Here is an 18061-nt window from a genome sequence, read left to right as displayed (position 1 = left end):
GATTATTTGGCGCGCACCATCGCGGCGGAAACCTCGGCGGCACGCGCGTCCTTCAACACGCCGCAGCTATGGACCTGTTCAATGACGCGGGCCAGTTCCAGCTCGCCGGTCTTGCCCGCCAGCCGCGCGCCGAAGTCCTTTTGGATCGCCTCGGATTTCTCCACCGAACAGAACGTGCCGAACACCTGCGGCAGGCGCGATGCAAGAAAGATGCCCGAACTGCCCGAGAGCAATTCGTCGGCATGGGCCCGCAACCAGTCATAGCCCATGTCGCGCGTCTTGGTGTTCACCGCCACGCCCATCACCAGTTGCACTCTTTCGGACAGGCGCAGGCGCTTGTCCTTGGCGTCATCGAGCAGCCATTGCGCGACATCCGCCTTGCCTGACCCGGCCAGAGCCGAAAGCGCGGAGGGGCGGAACAGCGGATCCTGCGAAGCCAGCGCCTGTTCGAACAGGGATTTGGCCGCCGCCATCCGGTCCGACTGCGCCTCCAGCCATGCGCCAAGGCCAACGCCATACCATGCCGGATCGAGCGCCGCCTTGTTGCCCCCCAGCCATGCGCCCGCCGCGCCTGCCAGCGTGGAGAGCAGCGCCGGATCGCGCGCCACCCCCGCCATCTTGCGCACCAGTTGGGCGCGGCGCTGGGAAGCTTCGGCGTCCTCGCCCGCATAGGCGCCCAGCGCTGGATTGAACCCCGCCTTGGCCAGCATCGGCGCATAGAGCCGCGTGAAAAAGGCGCGATAGGCCGCCTCGGCCGGGGCGTCATAGAAACCGGCGCGCTCGAGCGTCTGCATCCATCCGGTGGCCGCCGCGCCGGCATAGGAATCGGGGTTGTTCACCATGGTCCGCGCCATTTGCAGCAGCAATGCGGGCCGCGCGCGCCCGGCCTGGAAACTGGCCCACAGGCTGTCGGCCACGGCCAGCGCCTCGCCGCCCGGAAGGCCCGCCGAAATCGCCAGCAGGCGTTCCCAATCGGCCTGGGGCATGTCGAAACGGTAATAGCCGGTGCCGCCCGCATTGGGAATCATCGCGCCATTGACGATGATGCTGATGATCGCCGCCTCGCCGTCCAGCAACTGACACTGGCGGATCTTTTGCACGCGCACGCAAAAGGGGATCGACCATTTCTGGGGCGGGGCCTGCGTGCCCAACCGGGCATAGCGGCTCTGCACCGCGTAATATTCGCCCTTGCCGCCGCTGAAGGTCAGCAGCGGAATGCCCTGCTGGTCGGTAAAGCTCTGCATCGCGGGCAGGATGCGCGGATCGCCCGAAGCCTTGGCCAGCGAGGCGAAGAAGTCGGCGCTGGTGGCATTGCCGTAGCGATGGGCGGCCATATAGTCGCGCACGCCCGCCTTGAACGCATCATCGCCCATAAAACCCGCGATCATCGCCACCACATGGCCGCCCTTGCCATAGGTGATCGAATCGAAGGCCGCGTCGATCTGGGCATTGGTGTCGATTTTCTGATGGATCGGCCGCCCCGCCAGCAGGGCATCGGTGCCCATCGCGGCAAAGCCTTCCTCCAGCGCGCCCGCGCCGATGTTCAGGTCCGCCCGCCACTGATTGCCGATGCGATAGCCCATCCAGTTGGCAAAGCTCTCGTTGAGCCAGATGTCATCCCACCACGCGGGCGTCACCAGATCGCCGAACCATTGATGCGCCAATTCATGCGCGACCACCATACCGAAGGCGCGCTTTTGCGCCGTGGTGGCGGCGTCGTCCAGGATCAGCAGATTGTCCTGATAGAGGTCGGCCCCGGCATTCTCCATCGCGCCGGGCATGACGGGCGCGGTGATCTGGTCCAGCTTGGGATAGGGGAAAGCGGTGCCGAAATAGTTTTCCAGATGGGTGACGATGCTCTTGCTGTTCTCCAGCGCGAAGGCGAGCTTGTCCTTGTTCTGCTGGGTCGAAATAATGCGCAGGGGCAGCGGCTTATCGCGCTGGGGCGTGGGCGCCACCTCGCCCTTGGCCACAGCAAAAGGCCCCACCATCATCGCCACCAGATAGGAGGGCAACGGCGCGGTCTGGGCAAAGCGGTGGATGGTCTGCGCGCCATCATCGACCGTATCGGTTTCGGGCGCATTGGACACCGCCGTCATGCCCTTGGGCGTGCGCAGCGTGACGGTGAAAGGCTGCTTATAGCCCGGCTGGTCAAAGGAGGGGAAAGCGGCGCGCGCGTCGATCGATTCAAACTGGGTCCAGCTATACCAAGCATCGCCCACCTTGACGCGGAACATGCCCTGCGGCCCGTCCTGAAACGCGGCGTCATAGTCAAAGGCGAAGGTGGCCTGCCCCGCGGGCAATTCCTCGTCAAACGTCAGCAGGGCGACGCCGGTGTCGTCCACCTGTTTCCAATGGCCGGCAAATTTGCGCCCGTTGACGTTGGCGCTGACCCGCGTGACATTGAGATCGCGCCCATGCAGATAGACATAATGCGACGTGCCATGCAGCAGCGCGTCAATCTCGACATGGCCGGAAAAGCGCTCCTTGGCCGGATCGACGGAGAGGTCGAGGCGGTAGAAAGCGGGTGTCGCCGCGCCATCCAGTCGCCCGCGCGGGGCGGGGGGCGGAGGCGGCAAGGGCTGGGCCGGGGCAGCGGGGGCCGCCACAGGCTCGGCCACAACGGGCGAGGGCGCGGCGGGTGCGGGATGGCGAGCAACGGCGCGCGGCGCAGGATGGGGCGCGGCCCATACCCCATGGGGCAGCATCATGGCGGCGCAAAGCACAGTGCCAAAAAGCCGATGATGACGCATGATCGCTCTCCCCCCGGGCGCTCCCCGCCCCGTTCATGATGGCCCGCCAGTCGACAGGGCCGAACGGGCCAGCCCCTCCAATTCGTCCAATATAATGCGATGTTAGGCCATTTCTATCGCTTTCTTCGGGCAAAGCGCATCACGGATGCCCGTCGAACAAAGGGTTTTTGCAACCTTGGCCCGACATCGCTAGAAGCCGCGCATCATGGGAGATTCCATAAGAAACGACCGGCGTCGTGACGCGCCCTTTGTTCTGCTCGACGACGCGCGGGCCGGAGAACAAGGCTGTGCTCGGCTCTATACCAATCCCCGCGAGATCATCGTCGCGCGGCGGCCCGAAGAGGTCGCCCCGGCGCTGGCCCGGATCGAGGCACTGATCGCGCAGGGTTATGCCTGCGCGGGCCATTTCGGCTATGAGGCAGGGTTGGCGCTGGAGCCGCGCCTCGCCCCTCTGGCCGCGGCGCGCAGCGGGGCCGATGGGCCGCTGGTGTGGATGGGGGCCTTTGATGGCTGGCAGGATATGTCGGGCGCGCAGGTGGAGCAATGGCTGGCCGGGCATGCCGCGCATGATCCAGCGCCCCGGATCGGCCCCATGGTGCCCGCCATCGGGCCGGGGGCCTATGCCGCCGCCTTTGGCCATATTGCCGAAGCGATTCGGGCGGGCGACATCTATCAGGCCAATTTCACCTTTCCGCTGGCCGGGCCATGGGCCGGCGATCCGCTGGCGCTCTATGCCCAATTGCGCAGCAGCGGCGGGGGCGGCCATGGCGGCATCCTGTTCGACGGGCAATACTGGCTGCTCAGCCTCTCGCCCGAATTGTTCTTTGCGGCGCAGGGGCGGGATTTGCGCGCCAAGCCAATGAAGGGCACCCGCCCGCGCGGCGCGACGCCCGATGCCGATGCGGCATTGGCGCGCGAACTGGTCGAAAGCATCAAGGATCGTTCGGAAAATCTGATGATCCTTGATCTTATGCGCAATGACATCGCCCGCGTCAGCGATGCGGGCAGCGTGCGGGTGGACGCGCCCTTTGCCATCGAATCCTATCCCACCGTGCATCAGATGGTCTCCACCGTAACGGCGCGGCTGGAGGAGGGACGCTCTTTGGTTGATGTGATCCGGGCGCTGTTTCCCTGCGGATCGGTGACGGGCGCGCCAAAAATCCGCGCGATGGAATTGATCCATGCCCATGAACGCGATCCGCGCGGGATCTATTGCGGATCTCTGGGCCATATCGACCCGCCAACGCCCGGTAATTCCACTGGATGCGCGGCATTCAATGTGGCAATCCGCTCTTTGCGTCTCGCGCCTGATGGGAAAGCGGTGCTGGGCGTGGGGTCGGCGGTGGTGGCGGATTCGCATGCCATCGACGAATGGCGGGAATGTCTGGTCAAAGGGGGTTTCGTGCATCAGCCAGCGCCGGACAAGAGGATTGCGGCCTTCGATCTGATCGAGACCATGGCCTTTGATCCAGAAGCAGGCGTGCCTCTGCTGGAGGCGCATCTGGAGCGGATGAAGGAAAGCGCTGGCGAACTGGGCTTTTCCTTTGACCGCCACGGCGCGCGCAATGCCATCCATGCGCTGTGTTTCGAGGTGGAAAAGCCCTCGCGCCTGCGCCTCGTGCTGGGGCGCAGCGGGGCGGTCAGTGTCGAGGTCGGGCCTTTGCCCGCACCTTTGGACACGGCCGGGCCGGTGCCGGTGATCGCGCTGCCGATCCCGCTGGATACGGGCGACTGGCGGCTGCGGCACAAGACATCCGACCGCTGGTTCTATGACGCGGGCCTGCGCGCGGCGCGGGCCGAGGGCGCGAAGGAGGCGATCTTTGTCCGCGACGATGGGCTGGTGACCGAAGGCTGTTTCACCAGCGTCTTTGTCGAACGCGACGGGGTGCTGTTGACGCCGCCTTTGGCGCTGGGCCTGCTGCCTGGGGTTTTGCGCCGGACGCTGATCGAGGAAGGGCGCGCGCGTGAGGCGGAATTGACGCTGGAGGATCTGGAGGAGGGATTCTTTATCGGCAACGGCCTGCGCGGCTTGATGCGGGCGCAGCTTTGCGCTTAACGCGCTTTCCATGAACATCTCTCAGGCCCTCTCGCGCATCCAGCCCTCGCGCACCAACGCCATGACCGACCGCGCCATCGCGCTGCGCGAGGAAGGCCGCGACATCATCTCGCTGTCCGTGGGCGAGCCGGATTTCCCGACCCCGCCCCATGTGGTGGCCGCGATGAAGGATGCGCTGGATGCGGGTGACACGCGCTATACGGCGGTGGCCGGAACGGCGGCGCTGCGGCGCGCCTCGGCGCTGCATTATGAGCGCGATCTGGGGCTGAAGGTCGTGCCTTCGCAGGTGCTGGTGTCCTCGGGCGGGAAGCAGTCGATCTTTCTCGCACTGATGGCCACGCTCAATCCGGGCGATGACGTGCTGATCCCCGCGCCATGGTGGGTGTCCTATCCCGAAATCGTGCGCTTTTCAGGGGCCAGCGTGGTGCCGGTGGCGACTTATGCGGCGGATGGTTTCCGGCTCTCGGCCGATGCTCTGGCCGCCGCGATTACGCCGAAGACCCGCTGGCTGCTGCTCAACAGCCCCGGCAATCCGACGGGCGCGACCTACAGCGCGGCGGATTTGCAGGCGCTGGGCGAGGTGCTGCGCCGCCATCCCCAGGTGCTGGTACTGAGCGACGATATTTACGCGCCGCTGCGGTATAAGGACGGGGTCCATGCCACGCTGGCGGTCGAATGCCCCGATCTGGCGAACCGCGTGCTGACCGTTTCGGGCGTGTCGAAGAGCCATGCGATGACCGGGCTGCGCATTGGCGTGGCGGCGGGGCCGGAATGGCTGATCGGCGCGATGGGGCGTTTGCAAAGCCATGTTTCGGGCAATGCCTGCTCGATCTCACAGGCGGGCGCCGTGGCCGCGTTTGAAGGGCCGCAGGAATTCCTGCTCGACTGGCGCGAGAAATTCCGGGCGCGGCGCGATCTGTGCGTCGAGGCAATCAATGCGATTCCCGGCCTGTCCACCCCCATCCCCGATGGCGCGTTCTATTGCATGATTGATGCCGCGCCCCTGATGCCCCGCTTTGGCGATGATGAGGCGCTGGCCATGCATCTGCTGGAAAACGGCGTGGCGATTGTCGCGGCCAGCGCCTTTGGCGGCGCGCATTGCGGCTTTGCCGGTTTCCGCATCTCCTTCGCCGCCGATGAGGCGAAACTGACGCAGGCCTTCGCCCGGATTGCTTCGGCCCTCAAATGATCTATGGGGTGGGCATGAACATTCCCATCCTGTTTGAAGACGGCGAAGCGCTGATCGTCAACAAGCCCGCCGGCTTGCCCCTCGACCGTCCGCGCAAGGGCGGCGTGGCTCTGGAAGATTTCCTTCCCGATCTGCGCCTTGGCTTTGCGCGTGAACCGCTGCCGGTCCACCGCCTCGATCAGGACACGTCGGGCTGCCTCCTGCTGGCGCGCAATCCCAAGGCGCATAAGCGATTCTGCGCTGCCTTTGAGGCGCGCGTGGTGTCCAAGCGCTACCTTGGCGTGGTCAATGGCCCGGTGCGCAAGGAATCGGGCACGATTTCGCTCAACCTGCTCAAAACCTCGAGCAAATATGGCGGTTGGCGGATCGTCGCCTCGCACGAAGGCAAGCCCGCCGTCACCCACTGGCGCAAGATCGCCGAAGTGGACGGGATGACGCTGGTCGAATTCCGCCCCGAAACGGGCCGCACCCACCAGATCCGCGTCCATGCGCAAAAGGGCCTCGGCGCGGCGCTGGTGGGCGATCCGATCTATGGCGACGGCACGGGCGCGGCGCGCACGATGCTTCACGCGGTCGAGCTGACCGTCCTGCGCGAGGGCAAGCCGCCGATCCATGCCGTGGCGCCTCTCCCTGAGGATTTCATCGAATTGGGATTTGAGGAAGGGATGGATTTGGCGAAGGTTTGGGAACAGCAGGGCGAGGAAGATCAGGGGGAGTGAGGCATTATGCCTCCGGCGGGCAAAGGGCGGGGGCCCTTTGCAATCCCATTAATGTTTTCGTTGCGCCAAGGGTTCAGCGTTAAGCTTTGGACGCAGCGTCAAAATTTGAAAGCCTGCGGCGCCAACCAGCGCCACTTCGCCGCGCCGCAGGCTTTAAAAAACCAATCACCCACATCTGAACCGGCACACAACCCAATGAACGGGATTGCAAAGGGACAAGTCCCTTTGCCCGCCGGAGGCATAACTCCCTAAAGCCTTCATTCCTTCCACTTCCCCCGCCCCGCCTTCACCGAGGAACGGCGCGATTTCCCATCCATGCGCCGGGTTTGCGAGGCTTTGGTGGGCTTGGTGGCCTTACGGGCCTTGGGGACAAAGGTCGCCTCGACGATCATCGCGATCAGGCGGGCGCGCACATCCTGCCGGTTCGCCAGTTGCGAGCGGGAGCCTTCAGAGCGCAGCACGATCACGCCCTCGGCCGTCATGCGCGAACCGGCGATGCGCGCGAGGCGGTATTTGACCGCATCGGGCAGCGAGGGCGAGGCCGCGACATCAAATTTGAGGATCACCGCGCTGTCTGTGGTGTTCACATGCTGTCCGCCCGGCCCGGAGGAGCGGGTCGTGCTTTCGACGAGTTCGCTTTCATCGAGGCTGATCGAGCGGGTGACGGGGATGCGCGGCATGGAGACGTAATAGGCAAGGGCGGGGGCCCCGTCCAGCACCGGGCATCCGCGGGCCGACACGTATAAAATTTCTTTTATACCATGATCATGGGATGCGGTGGGTCAGGGCCAACATTAACACTTGTTCAGCGACCCGATGGGCTGGTGGTTTTGCGATACCACGCCATCGAACTGACCCGGACAAGGCATCCCCCTTGTCCGGGTCATTTTTTATCAAAAATCAGGGCTTCTTGGCGGGCGTCGGGGTCGGGCTGATGTCGGCGCCTGCGGCGGCGGCGGCGGCGGCCACATCGGCGGCGGCCTGGCCTGCGGCGGCGGCAACACCCTCGGTGGTGGTGGGGGCGGTGGATGTGGCGGCGGCGGCCGAATCCGCCGCAGGCGCGGCATCAACCGGGGCCAGCGCCGATTCGGCGGGCATTTCCACGTTTTCCGGCGTCACCGCGTCGGCGGCCTTGTCCGAACTGCCGCAGGCGGCCACCGCCAGCGAGGCGACAACAGCAAAGGCAAGAGCGCGTTGGCGTTGCGAAATCATGGAAATCCTCACGTCATGGGGCTAAAAACTGGACCTATTAGGTAGGCCCGCGCGCCCAAAAGGCAAGCGCGAATGGCGGGCAGAGCGCCCTTTGCGCCCCAGCAAACATTCCTATCGTGGTAGTAGTTGTAATCATATAAAGATATCTTTATATGCCGTGCCAGCCATGACACAGAACCTGCTCATCGACCCTCTTTTGCGCGCGCTGGCCGATCCCACGCGGCTGCGCATCATGCGCCTGCTGGCCGCGATGGAGCTGGCCGTGGGCGAGCTGGCGCAGGTCTTGGGGCAGAGCCAGCCGCGCGTGTCGCGCCATGTAAAGATCCTGTGCGATGCGGGCCTTGCCGAAAGGCGCAAGGAGGGCAGCTGGGTGTTCCTCAAGATCGCCCCATTTGCCGCCGATGGCCCATCGAGTCGCCTGTCTTTGCGCGCCGCCAGCGCCCGCCTGCTGGCCGCCGCCGAGGATGAGGACGCAGATTTCGCCACCCAATGCGCCGAGGACCGCCGCCGACTGGCCGCGATCCGCGCCGGGCGCGAAGCGGCTTCGGCCCAATATTTCGCCCGCCATGCCGAGGAATGGGATCAGATCCGTTCGCTGCTCAGCCCCGACGAGCCGGTGGAGGAAGCGTTGGGCCGCCTGCTGCCTGCCTCGCTGGGTCAATTGCTGGATATCGGCACCGGCACCGGGCGGATGGCGCAATGTTTCGCGCCCCGCGCCGCCCATGTCACCGCGCTGGACAAGAGCCCCGACATGCTGCGCATCGCACGCACCCGGCTGCAGGATCTGCCCGCGGGCAAGGTCGATCTGGTGCAGGGCGATTTTGCCGCTCTGCCCTTTGCGGATGCCGCGTTTGACACGCTGCTGATGCATCAGGTGCTGCATTATGCGCAGGCGCCCGAGGCCGTGCTGGCCCAGGCCGCGCGCGTGGCCCGGCCCGGCGCATGTCTGGCCATCGTCGATCTGGCCGCCCATGCCCATGAGGAATTGCGTGAACGCCATGCCCATGCCCGCCTCGGCTTTTCCGACGAGCAGATGGCGCAATGGTTCGCCGCCGCAGGATTTTCCGCCGATGCGCCCCTCGCGCTGAACGGCGGGCAATTGACCGTCAAGATCTGGACCGGGCGCCGCCTGCCCGAAAACGCAGGCACCGCCCCAAGCAATGCAAAGGTTTCCGCATGAACGCCAGCTATGAAGCGCTGAACGAGGCCCGCAAGGCGCTGGACGCGCCGCTGTTTGCCGGGCTGCCGGGCGATATTCGCGTATCGTTCGAATTCTTTCCGCCCAAGAGCGATGCGATGATGGCGCAATTGTGGGAAGTGGTGGAAACGCTGGCCCCGCTCGATCCGGCCTTTGTCTCGGTCACCTATGGCGCGGGCGGCACCACGCGGGATCGCACCCATGGCACGGTGGCGCGCATCATTTCCGAGGCCCGCCTGCCCGCCGCCGCGCATCTGACCTGTGTGGACGCCAGCAAGGCCGAGGTGAATGCCGTGGCCGAGGCATACTGGGAGGCGGGGGTTCGCCATATCGTCGCGCTGCGCGGGGATATGGGCCAGCCGGGCGCGCCTTTCGTTCCGCATCCGCAGGGGTATCAGAATGCCGCCGATCTGGTGGCGGGCTTGAAGCGCGTCGCGCCGTTCGAGATTTCGGTGGCCGCCTATCCGGAAAAGCACCCCGATTCGGCCGATGTCGACGCCGATATCGACAATCTGAAGCGCAAGCTTGACGCAGGCGCGACCCGCGCGATCAGCCAGTTCTTCTTCGAGCCGGAAACCTTCTTCCGCTTCCGCGACCGTCTGGCCGCCGCCGGGATTGATGCGCCGGTGCTGCCCGGCATCCTGCCGGTGTCGAACTTCGCCCAGACGCGCAAATTCGCCGATGCCTGCGGGGCGGCGATCCCGGCGTGGATGGAGGGCCTGTTTGCCGGGCTCGATACCCACCCCCCGGCGCGCGCGCTGGTGGCGGCCACGATTGCCGCCGAATTCTGCCGCAAGCTCTATGCGGGCGGGGTGCGTGATTTCCACTTCTACACGCTCAACCGCGCCGAACTGTCCTATGCCATCTGCCATCTGCTGGGGGTTCGCCCCAACCCCGTCCGCACGGTCCAAGAAAAGGCTGCCTGATATGTCCCTGATTCCCTCTGCTGCCCGCAAGGCCCTGCTCGAACAGGCCGCTGGCCGCATCCTCATCACCGATGGCGCCTTTGGCACCGAAATCCAGAATTACGGCCTGTCCGAGGCCGATTATGCGGGCAACCTGGGCCTGAGCCACGATCAGAAGGGCAATAATGACATCCTCGCGCTGACCAAGCCGGAAGTGCCCGAGGCGATCCACCGCGCCTATTTCGCCGCCGGGGCCGATATTGCCGAAACCAACACCTTTTCCGCCAACCGCATTTCGCAGGCCGATTATGGCGCGGAACATCTGGTGCGCGAAATCAACGTGGAGAGCGCCAAGCTGGCCCGCCGCGTGGCCGATGAATTCACTGCAAAGGACGGGCGCCCTCGTTTCGTCGCGGGCGCCATCGGGCCGACGAACAAGACGCTCTCGCTCAGCCCCGACGTCAACGATCCCGGCTTCCGCGAGATCGACTGGGACCATCTGGTCGATGTCTATGCCGAGCAGGTTGAGGCGCTGGTTGAAGGGGGCGCGGATTTCATCCTGATCGAGACGGTGTTCGATACATTGAACGCCAAGGCGGGCATCATGGCCGTGCGCCATGTCGAACAGAAGCTGGGTCGGGAAATCCCGATCATGCTGTCCATGACGCTGACCGATCTGTCGGGCCGCAATCTGTCGGGCCATACGGTCGAGGCTTTCTGGTGGGCGGTGCGCCATGCGCGGCCTGTCACCATCGGGCTGAACTGTTCGTTCGGCGCCACGCAATTGCGCCCGCATGTCAAGGCTTTGTCGGAAATCGCCGATACGCTGATCATGGTCTATCCCAATGCGGGCCTGCCCAATGAGCTGGGCGCCTATGACGAATTGCCCGAAACCACGGCGGGCCTGGTCAAGGAATGGGCGGATGCCGGACAGGTCAACATCCTTGGCGGATGCTGCGGTTCGACGCCTGCGCATATTGCGGCCATGGCGCGCGCGGTGGACGGGCTGCCCTCGCGGCAATTGCCTGCCTTGACGCCGGTGACGCGCCTTGCCGGTCTTGAACCCTTTATCTTTGCCTGATCGCTGGAATTTTCGATGACAACTCAATCCTCCGCCCGTTTCGTCAATGTGGGCGAGCGCACCAATGTCACCGGCTCGGCGGCGTTCAAAAAGCTGATTCTTGCGGGCGATTACGCCAAGGCCATCGAGGTTGCGCGCCAGCAGGTCGATAATGGCGCGCAGATCATCGACGTCAACATGGACGAGGGCCTGCTCGACGCCCATGCGGCGATGACGACCTATCTGAAGCTGATCGCGTCCGAACCCGACATCGCCCGCGTGCCGATCATGATCGACAGTTCCAAGTGGGACGTGATCGAGGCGGGGCTGAAATGCGTGTCGGGCAAGCCGATCGTCAATTCGATCAGCATGAAGGAAGGCGAGGAAGCTTTCCTCGCGCAGGCGCGCAAATGCATGGATTATGGCGCCGCCGTGGTGGTCATGGCCTTTGACGAAAAGGGCCAGGCCGACACGCGCGAGCGCAAGGTGGAAATCTGCTGCCGCGCCTACAAGCTGCTGACCGAGAATGGTTTCCCGCCTGAGGACATCATCTTCGACCCCAATGTCTTTGCCGTCGCCACCGGCATCGAGGAGCACGACCGCTATGCGCTCGACTTCATCGAGGCGTGTCGCGACATCAAGGCGGCCTGTCCGCATGTCCATATCAGCGGCGGCCTGTCGAACCTGTCCTTCTCTTTCCGCGGCAATGAGCCGGTGCGCCGGGCGATGCACTCGGTGTTCCTGTATCACGCCATTCCGGCGGGCATGGACATGGCCATCGTCAATGCGGGCCAGATCGATATCTATGACCAGATCGACCCGGCGCTGCGCGAGGCGGTCGAGGATGTGATCCTGATGCGTCCTGTTGAGGGCGAGCTGACCGCGACCGAGCGGCTGATCGCACTGGCTGAAAGTTTCAAGGGCAAGGACAAGGCGGCGGAAAAGGAGGCCGAGGAATGGCGCTCCTATGATGTCGTCAAGCGTCTCGAACATGCGCTGGTCAAGGGCATCGACGCCTATATCGTCGAGGATACCGAAGAGGCCCGTCTGCTGCACGCCCGCCCGATCGAGGTGATCGAGGGGCCGCTGATGGCGGGCATGAACCGCGTGGGCGATCTGTTCGGCTCGGGCCAGATGTTCCTGCCACAGGTGGTGAAATCGGCGCGCGTGATGAAAAAGGCGGTCGCACACCTCATCCCCTTTATCGAGGCCGCCAAAGAAGAAGGCGCCAAGGCCAAGGGCCGGATCATCATGGCCACGGTCAAGGGCGACGTCCACGACATCGGCAAGAACATCGTCGGCGTAGTCCTGCAATGCAACGGCTATGAGGTGATCGACCTTGGCGTGATGGTGCCGTGGAGCAGGATCATCGAGACGGCCCAGAAGGAAGAGGTCGACATCATCGGGCTGTCGGGCCTGATCACGCCCTCGCTCGACGAAATGGTGACCGTGGCCGAGGAAATGCAGCGCGCGGGGATGACGATCCCGCTGCTCATCGGCGGGGCGACGACCTCGAAGGTTCACACCGCGCTGCGCATCGATCCGGCCTATGACGGGCCGGTGGTGCATGTGCTGGACGCCAGCCGTGCGGTGGGCGTGGCCAGCCAATTGCTCTCGGATACGCAGGCCGAAGGGTTTATCGCGGCAACGGCCGATGAATATGAAGCGGTGCGCATCGCGCGCGCGGGCAAGGGCGGTTCCAAACTGCTGTCCATTGCGGACGCGCGCGCCAATGCTTTCGTGATCGACCCCGCGCAAAAGGCCCCGGCCCCGTTGCAACCGGGCCTGCATCGCTATGACGACTGGAGCCTGACGGATCTGGCCGATTATATCGACTGGACGCCTTTCTTCCGCGCATGGGAACTGGCGGGCACCTATCCGGCGATTCTGGAGGACGAGATCGTCGGGGAATCGGCGCGCAGCCTTTATGCCGATGCGCAGAAGATGCTGAAGCGGATCATCGAGGAAAAGTGGCTGACCGCACGCGGCGTCTGCGCCTTCTGGCCTGCGCACCGCGAGGGCGACGACATTCTGCTCGACGATGGCACGCGCCTGCCCATGCTACGCCAGCAGTTCATCAAGAGCCGGGGCCGCGCCAATTTCTGCCTGTCCGACTTCATCGATACGTCCGACGACTGGCTGGGCGGCTTTGCCGTGGGCATCCATGGGATCGAGCCGCATCTGGAACGCTTCAAGGCGGACCATGATGATTACAGCGATATCCTTTTGAAGGCGCTGGCCGACCGCTTTGCCGAGGCATTTGCCGAACGCATGCATGCCCATGTCCGCCGCGACCTCTGGGCTTATGCGCAGGGCGAGCAATTGACCAATGAGGCGCTGATCCGCGAGCAATATCGCGGCATCCGCCCGGCGCCCGGCTATCCGGCCTGCCCGGACCATACGTTGAAGCCGATCCTGTTCGATCTGCTCAAGGCGGGCGACAATGCCGGGCTGGTGCTGACCGAATCGCAGGCCATGCTGCCCACCGCAGCGGTCAGCGGCTTCTACTTCGCCCATCCCGAAAGCCAGTATTTCGGCGTCGCCACCATCGGCGAGGACCAGTTGGCCGATTATGCCGAGCGGCGCGGCCAGACCATCGAGGAAACCCGCCGCTGGCTGCGGCCCAATCTCGATTAAGGCGTTTTCCTGAGCGTGAGGTGATTTCCACCCGACGAGGCAACGCTTTAAGGCATCCGGCGTATTGACGGGGGAGAGCGCAGGGGCAAACCTTGTCCCATGCCGCTCTCCGCCCTTCTGCTCGCCGCCGCCCTGCCCGCCTCTCTTCCGGCAACGGTGGCCGTCCGCTTTGACCGGCGCCATGCCGTCGCGGTGCTTGAGGAAGGCGCCGCAGACCGCGCAACCGGGCGCCGCGCCACGGCCGCATCGCCGGTGCGCATCGCCTCGATTTCCAAACTGGTGGCCGCGCTGGGGGTGATGCGGCTGGTGGATTACGGGACGCTCGATCTTGACCGCGATGTGTCGGATTATCTGGGCTGGCCCCTGCGCAACCCGGCCTTTCCCGATACGCCGATCACGTTGCGCCTGCTGCTCTCCCACCGCTCCAGCCTGAGTGATGACACCGGTTATGTCATCCCGCTTGGCGAGAGCCTGCGCCAGCGTGTGGCCGACCCGCGTGCTTGGGATAGCAACCATGCGCCCGGCAGCGATTGGTTCCATTACACCAATCTCAACTTTCCGGTCGTGGCCAGCGTCATGGAAAAGGTGACGGGCGAGCGCTTTGACCAGTTGATGCATCACCTTGTGCTGCGCCCGCTTGGGCTTTCCGCCTGCTATAACTGGTCGCCATGTTCGACGCAGGAAGCCGCCCGCGCGGCGGTGCTTTACCGCGCCAATGGCGAAGTGGCCAAGGATGACCTGCATGGCGCGTTGCCCGCATGCCCGGTCGAAGTGATGCCGGGGCGCGCATGCGATCTGGCCGCCTATCGCCCCGGTGAAAATGGCGCGCTGTTCTCGCCGCAGGGCGGGTTGCGGATCAGCATGATGGATCTGGCGCGGATCGGGCAGATGCTGGCGCGCGGCGGGCGCGGGTTTATCAGCGCCGAGGCTTTTGCCGAAATGACCCGTCCGCACTGGCGCTTTGACGGCACCAACGGCCTGGGCGAGAACGGCGAGGGCGACGGGTTCTTCTGCGCCTATGGGCTGGCGGTGCAGACGCTGGCGCTGCACATGAAGGCGGGGGGCGGAGGGACACCGGGCGGCACCAGATGCCACGACGACCTGTTTGGCGACGCAACCATGCGGATCGGCCATGCGGGCGACGCCTATGGGTTGAAATCGGGCCTCTGGGTTGACCCGGTGCGCGGGCAGGGGCTGGCCTTTTTCACCACCGCCGTGGCCGATGACGCGCCCAAGGGCCGCAGCGCATTTACCGCGCGCGAGGAAGAAGTGGTCGCGCGCGCTTCCGCTTCCCGTTCCGCTCTGCCATAGCGGGCGCGTGAACACCGCAACGCTCAATCCGCTCGACACGCTGCACCGCATCTTCGGCTTCTCCGCCTTTCGCGGGGTGCAGGAGGATGTGGTGGGCCGCATCTTGGCGGGGCATTCAACCTTGGCGGTGATGCCCACGGGCGCAGGCAAATCACTGACCTATCAATTGCCTGCGGTGATGATGCCGGGCGTTTGCGTGGTGATTTCGCCGCTGATCGCGCTGATGCACGACCAGTTGCGGTCGGCAAGCGCCAATGGCATCCGCGCGGCCAGCCTGACCAGCGCCGACATGGATCGAGGCGCCACGATGGCCGCGCTGCGCGACGGGTCGCTCGACCTGCTCTATGTCGCGCCCGAACGCGCCAGCCAGCCGCATTTCCGGGAACTGCTCGAACAATCCCATATCGGCCTGTTCGCCATCGACGAGGCGCATTGCGTGTCGCAATGGGGCCATGATTTCCGGCCCGATTACCGGCTGCTGCGCCCGCTGATGGATGCCTTTCCCGATGTGCCGCGACTGGCGCTGACGGCCACGGCGGATGCGCATACGCGCGGCGATATTCTCGAACAATTGGGCATTCCCGAGGACGGTTTGATCGTCTCCGGTTTTGACCGGCCCAACATCCAATACCGCATCGCCCCGCGCGACAATCCCCTCTCGCAGATCAAGGTGCTGATGGCGGAGGTTCCCGGCCCCGGCATCGTCTATGCCGGAACGCGCGCGGGCGTGGAAAAACTGGCCGAGCAACTGGGCGCGACCGGGCGGCGGGTGCTGCCCTATCACGCGGGCCTGCCGCCCGAAGTGCGCGCCGCCAATCAGGCCGCCTTTGTCGCCAGCGAAGACATGGTGATGGTGGCCACCATCGCCTTTGGCATGGGCATCGACAAGCCCGATGTGCGCTTTGTCGCCCATGCCGGTCTGCCCAAAAGCATCGAGGCCTATTATCAGGAAACCGGCCGCGCGGGGCGCGACGGCGATCCTTCGGTGGCGCTGATGCTGTGGGGGGCCGAGGATTTCGTCCGCGCCCGCCAGCGCATTTCCGAGGTCGAACCCGAGCGCCAGTCGGGCGAGCGGACGCGGCTGGACAGCATGGCCGCGCTGGTGGAAACGGCGGGCTGTCGCCGCGCGCTGCTGCGCCGCCATTTCGGCGAGGATGCGCCCCAGCATTGCGGCAATTGCGACAATTGCCTCAACCCGCCCAAGGTGATCGAGGTGACGGAGCTGGCGCAAAAGCTGCTCTCGGGCATCTATCGCACCGGACAGAGGTTTGGGCTGGGCTATGTCTCCAATGTCCTGACCGGGGCGGCGGACGAGCTGATTGCCAAGCGCGGCCATGACACGCTCTCGGTCCATGGCATCGTCGCGGGCGAGGAAGCCGCGCTGCTGCACCCGCTGGCCCGCGCTTTGCAGGCGCGCGGATGCCTGGAGGCGACCGAGCATGGCGGATTGCAACTGGCGGGCGAGGCCCGTGCCATCCTGAAGGGCGAGATGGCATTCGCCATGGCCCAACCCCCGGCGCGCACGCGCAGCACCGGCCGCAAGGACCGCACCCCCAATCCCAGCGGCGATCCCCTGTTCGAGGCCTTGCGCGCCCTCCGCCGCGATCTGGCGGCCGAGGGCAAGGTGCCGCCCTATGTCATCTTCAACGACGCTACTCTGCGCCAGATGGCCGCCGACCGTCCCGGCTCGATGCATGAAATGGCGCAGATTTCGGGCGTGGGCGCGCGCAAGCTCGATGCCTATGGCGAGGCTTTTCTGCGCGTCATCCGCGGCCATGGATGAACTGGCGTGGATGAATTAACCGCCGCGCTGCGCGAGCATTTCGGCCACGACGATTTCCGCCCCACCCAGCGCGCCATTATCACCCGCATCATGGCCGGCGGGCATACGCTGGCCGTCATGCCCACGGGCGGCGGCAAATCGCTGACCTATCAATTGCCCGCGCTGCTGCTGCCCGGCACGGGCGTCATCATCAGCCCGCTGATCGCCCTCATGCAGGACCAGATGCGCGCGGCCAAGGCCCACGGATTGCGCGCCGCCACCCTGACCAGCGCCGATGACGATCAGGGCCGCACCATCGACCTGCTGAAACGCGGCGCGCTCGACCTGCTCTATGTCGCCCCCGAACGCGCCGCGCGTGAGGATTTCGCCGCGCTGCTGGCGGGCATCCCCATCGCCCTGTTTGCCGTGGACGAGGCGCATTGCGTGTCGGAATGGGGCCATGATTTCCGGCCTGATTACCGCACCCTGCTCCCCCTGCTCGACGCCCATCCCGCCCCGCGCCTGTGCCTGACCGCGACGGCCGACGCCCACACCACCGCCGACATCGCCGAACATTTCGCGATTCCCCCTGAGGGCCGGATCATCGGAGGCTATGACCGGCCCAACATTCATTATGCCGTCCTGCGCCGGGGCGACACGCTGGTCCAACTCCGCAAGGTGCTGGCCGAGAATCCCGGCCCCGGCATCATCTATGCCCGCACCCGCGCCGAGGTGGAAAAGACCGCCGACGCCCTTTCCGGCACCGGCCGCCGCGTGTTGCCCTATCACGCCGGGATGCGCGCCGAACAACGCCGTGCCCATCAGCAGCGCTTTTTCGACAGTACCAGCGCCGTGATGGTGGCGACCATCGCCTTCGGCATGGGGGTGGACAAGCCGGATGTGCGCTTCATCGTCCACCTCTCGCCGCCGCTCTCGGTCGAGGCCTATTATCAGGAAACGGGCCGGGCGGGGCGCGATGGGGCGCCTGCGCTAGCGCTGCTGCTGTGGAGCGCCAAGGATCTGAAAGGCGGGCTCCACCGCGCCATCGCCGGCGGGAATGAACGCGGACAGGAGGCGCGATGGCGGGCCATGGAGCATCTGATCCGCACTTGGGGCTGCCGCCGCGCGGTTTTGCTGCGCCATTTCGGGGGTGATCCGCCGCGCACCTGCGGGAATTGCGACCGCTGCGCGCGGTGGCCGGTGAGGATGGCGCAGGCCGTTGGGCGGATTTTAACGCGCGCCCGTTAAAGCCGGAGGCC

General features: G+C 65.3%; 13 protein-coding genes. 10 read left to right on the top strand and 3 right to left on the bottom strand.

Going from position 1 to position 18061, the window contains the following annotated elements; genetic code table 11:
* Window positions 1-2: 2 nt before the first annotated feature.
* Complete coding sequence (locus BGP00_RS20150) at window positions 3-2753, bottom strand: M1 family metallopeptidase (protein WP_292688502.1); 2751 nt, start codon at window positions 2751-2753, stop codon at window positions 3-5.
* Between the two features lie 205 nt (window positions 2754-2958).
* Between BGP00_RS20150 and pabB the strand changes: the two genes are divergently transcribed.
* From pabB to BGP00_RS20135, 3 genes are read left to right on the top strand one after another with little or no spacing between them, the layout of a single operon-like run.
* Window positions 2959-4809, top strand: coding sequence for an aminodeoxychorismate synthase component I (gene pabB / locus BGP00_RS20145; protein ID WP_292688500.1), 1851 nt, complete (start codon window positions 2959-2961; stop codon window positions 4807-4809).
* Between the two features lie 10 nt (window positions 4810-4819).
* Window positions 4820-5998, top strand: a complete 1179-nt coding sequence (locus BGP00_RS20140) for a pyridoxal phosphate-dependent aminotransferase (protein WP_292688498.1) — start codon at window positions 4820-4822, stop codon at window positions 5996-5998.
* Between the two features lie 14 nt (window positions 5999-6012).
* Entirely contained in the window at window positions 6013-6717 is a 705-nt protein-coding gene (locus tag BGP00_RS20135; RefSeq protein ID WP_168603423.1) for an RluA family pseudouridine synthase, read from the top strand.
* Window positions 6718-6974: 257 nt separating this feature from the next.
* On the opposite strand, the gene arfB is transcribed toward BGP00_RS20135, so the two are convergent.
* Window positions 6975-7397: an alternative ribosome rescue aminoacyl-tRNA hydrolase ArfB gene (gene arfB, locus BGP00_RS20130; RefSeq protein ID WP_292689206.1), complete on the bottom strand. Its 423-nt coding sequence runs from the start codon at window positions 7395-7397 to the stop codon at window positions 6975-6977.
* Between the two features lie 220 nt (window positions 7398-7617).
* Window positions 7618-7929, bottom strand: a complete 312-nt coding sequence (locus BGP00_RS20125; RefSeq protein ID WP_168603422.1) for a hypothetical protein — start codon at window positions 7927-7929, stop codon at window positions 7618-7620.
* A 166-nt stretch (window positions 7930-8095) separates the two neighbouring features.
* Here BGP00_RS20125 and BGP00_RS20120 point away from each other — a divergent pair, with 166 nt between their 5' ends.
* From BGP00_RS20120 to BGP00_RS20090, 7 genes are all read left to right on the top strand, one after another.
* Window positions 8096-9109, top strand: a complete 1014-nt coding sequence (locus BGP00_RS20120; protein ID WP_292688495.1) for a metalloregulator ArsR/SmtB family transcription factor — start codon at window positions 8096-8098, stop codon at window positions 9107-9109.
* Window positions 9106-10053: a methylenetetrahydrofolate reductase [NAD(P)H] gene (gene metF / locus BGP00_RS20115; protein ID WP_292688494.1), complete on the top strand. Its 948-nt coding sequence runs from the start codon at window positions 9106-9108 to the stop codon at window positions 10051-10053. The genes BGP00_RS20120 and metF overlap by 4 nt, the downstream gene beginning before the upstream one ends.
* 1 nt (window position 10054) lies before the next feature.
* On the top strand, window positions 10055-11113 hold the full coding sequence (locus tag BGP00_RS20110; protein WP_292688493.1) for a homocysteine S-methyltransferase family protein: 1059 nt from the start codon (window positions 10055-10057) through the stop codon (window positions 11111-11113).
* A 15-nt stretch (window positions 11114-11128) separates the two neighbouring features.
* Window positions 11129-13729 (top strand): methionine synthase, encoded by a 2601-nt coding sequence (metH, locus tag BGP00_RS20105; protein WP_292688492.1) that lies wholly within the window; start codon window positions 11129-11131, stop codon window positions 13727-13729.
* 99 nt (window positions 13730-13828) lie between these two features.
* On the top strand, window positions 13829-15040 hold the full coding sequence (locus BGP00_RS20100; RefSeq protein ID WP_292688491.1) for a serine hydrolase domain-containing protein: 1212 nt from the start codon (window positions 13829-13831) through the stop codon (window positions 15038-15040).
* Between the two features lie 7 nt (window positions 15041-15047).
* On the top strand, window positions 15048-16823 hold the full coding sequence (recQ, locus tag BGP00_RS20095; RefSeq protein WP_292688489.1) for a DNA helicase RecQ: 1776 nt from the start codon (window positions 15048-15050) through the stop codon (window positions 16821-16823).
* A 6-nt stretch (window positions 16824-16829) separates the two neighbouring features.
* Window positions 16830-18050 (top strand): ATP-dependent DNA helicase RecQ, encoded by a 1221-nt coding sequence (locus tag BGP00_RS20090; protein ID WP_310012868.1) that lies wholly within the window; start codon window positions 16830-16832, stop codon window positions 18048-18050.
* Window positions 18051-18061: the final 11 nt, after the last annotated feature.

The organism is Novosphingobium sp. 63-713 (assembly GCF_001898925.1).
Classification (GTDB): Bacteria; Pseudomonadota; Alphaproteobacteria; order Sphingomonadales; family Sphingomonadaceae; genus Novosphingobium.
Note: the sequence above shows the minus strand (reverse complement) of the source record. Positions and strands in the feature narration are given on the sequence as shown.

Coding starts and splice junctions, on each gene's coding strand:
- BGP00_RS20150 (WP_292688502.1), bottom strand. CDS start 2,753: ATGCGTCATCATCGGCTTTTTGGCACTGTGCTTTGCGCCGCCATGATG.
- pabB (WP_292688500.1), top strand. CDS start 2,959: ATGGGAGATTCCATAAGAAACGACCGGCGTCGTGACGCGCCCTTTGTT.
- BGP00_RS20140 (WP_292688498.1), top strand. CDS start 4,820: ATGAACATCTCTCAGGCCCTCTCGCGCATCCAGCCCTCGCGCACCAAC.
- BGP00_RS20135 (WP_168603423.1), top strand. CDS start 6,013: ATGAACATTCCCATCCTGTTTGAAGACGGCGAAGCGCTGATCGTCAAC.
- arfB (WP_292689206.1), bottom strand. CDS start 7,397: ATGCCGCGCATCCCCGTCACCCGCTCGATCAGCCTCGATGAAAGCGAA.
- BGP00_RS20125 (WP_168603422.1), bottom strand. CDS start 7,929: ATGATTTCGCAACGCCAACGCGCTCTTGCCTTTGCTGTTGTCGCCTCG.
- BGP00_RS20120 (WP_292688495.1), top strand. CDS start 8,096: ATGACACAGAACCTGCTCATCGACCCTCTTTTGCGCGCGCTGGCCGAT.
- metF (WP_292688494.1), top strand. CDS start 9,106: ATGAACGCCAGCTATGAAGCGCTGAACGAGGCCCGCAAGGCGCTGGAC.
- BGP00_RS20110 (WP_292688493.1), top strand. CDS start 10,055: ATGTCCCTGATTCCCTCTGCTGCCCGCAAGGCCCTGCTCGAACAGGCC.
- metH (WP_292688492.1), top strand. CDS start 11,129: ATGACAACTCAATCCTCCGCCCGTTTCGTCAATGTGGGCGAGCGCACC.
- BGP00_RS20100 (WP_292688491.1), top strand. CDS start 13,829: ATGCCGCTCTCCGCCCTTCTGCTCGCCGCCGCCCTGCCCGCCTCTCTT.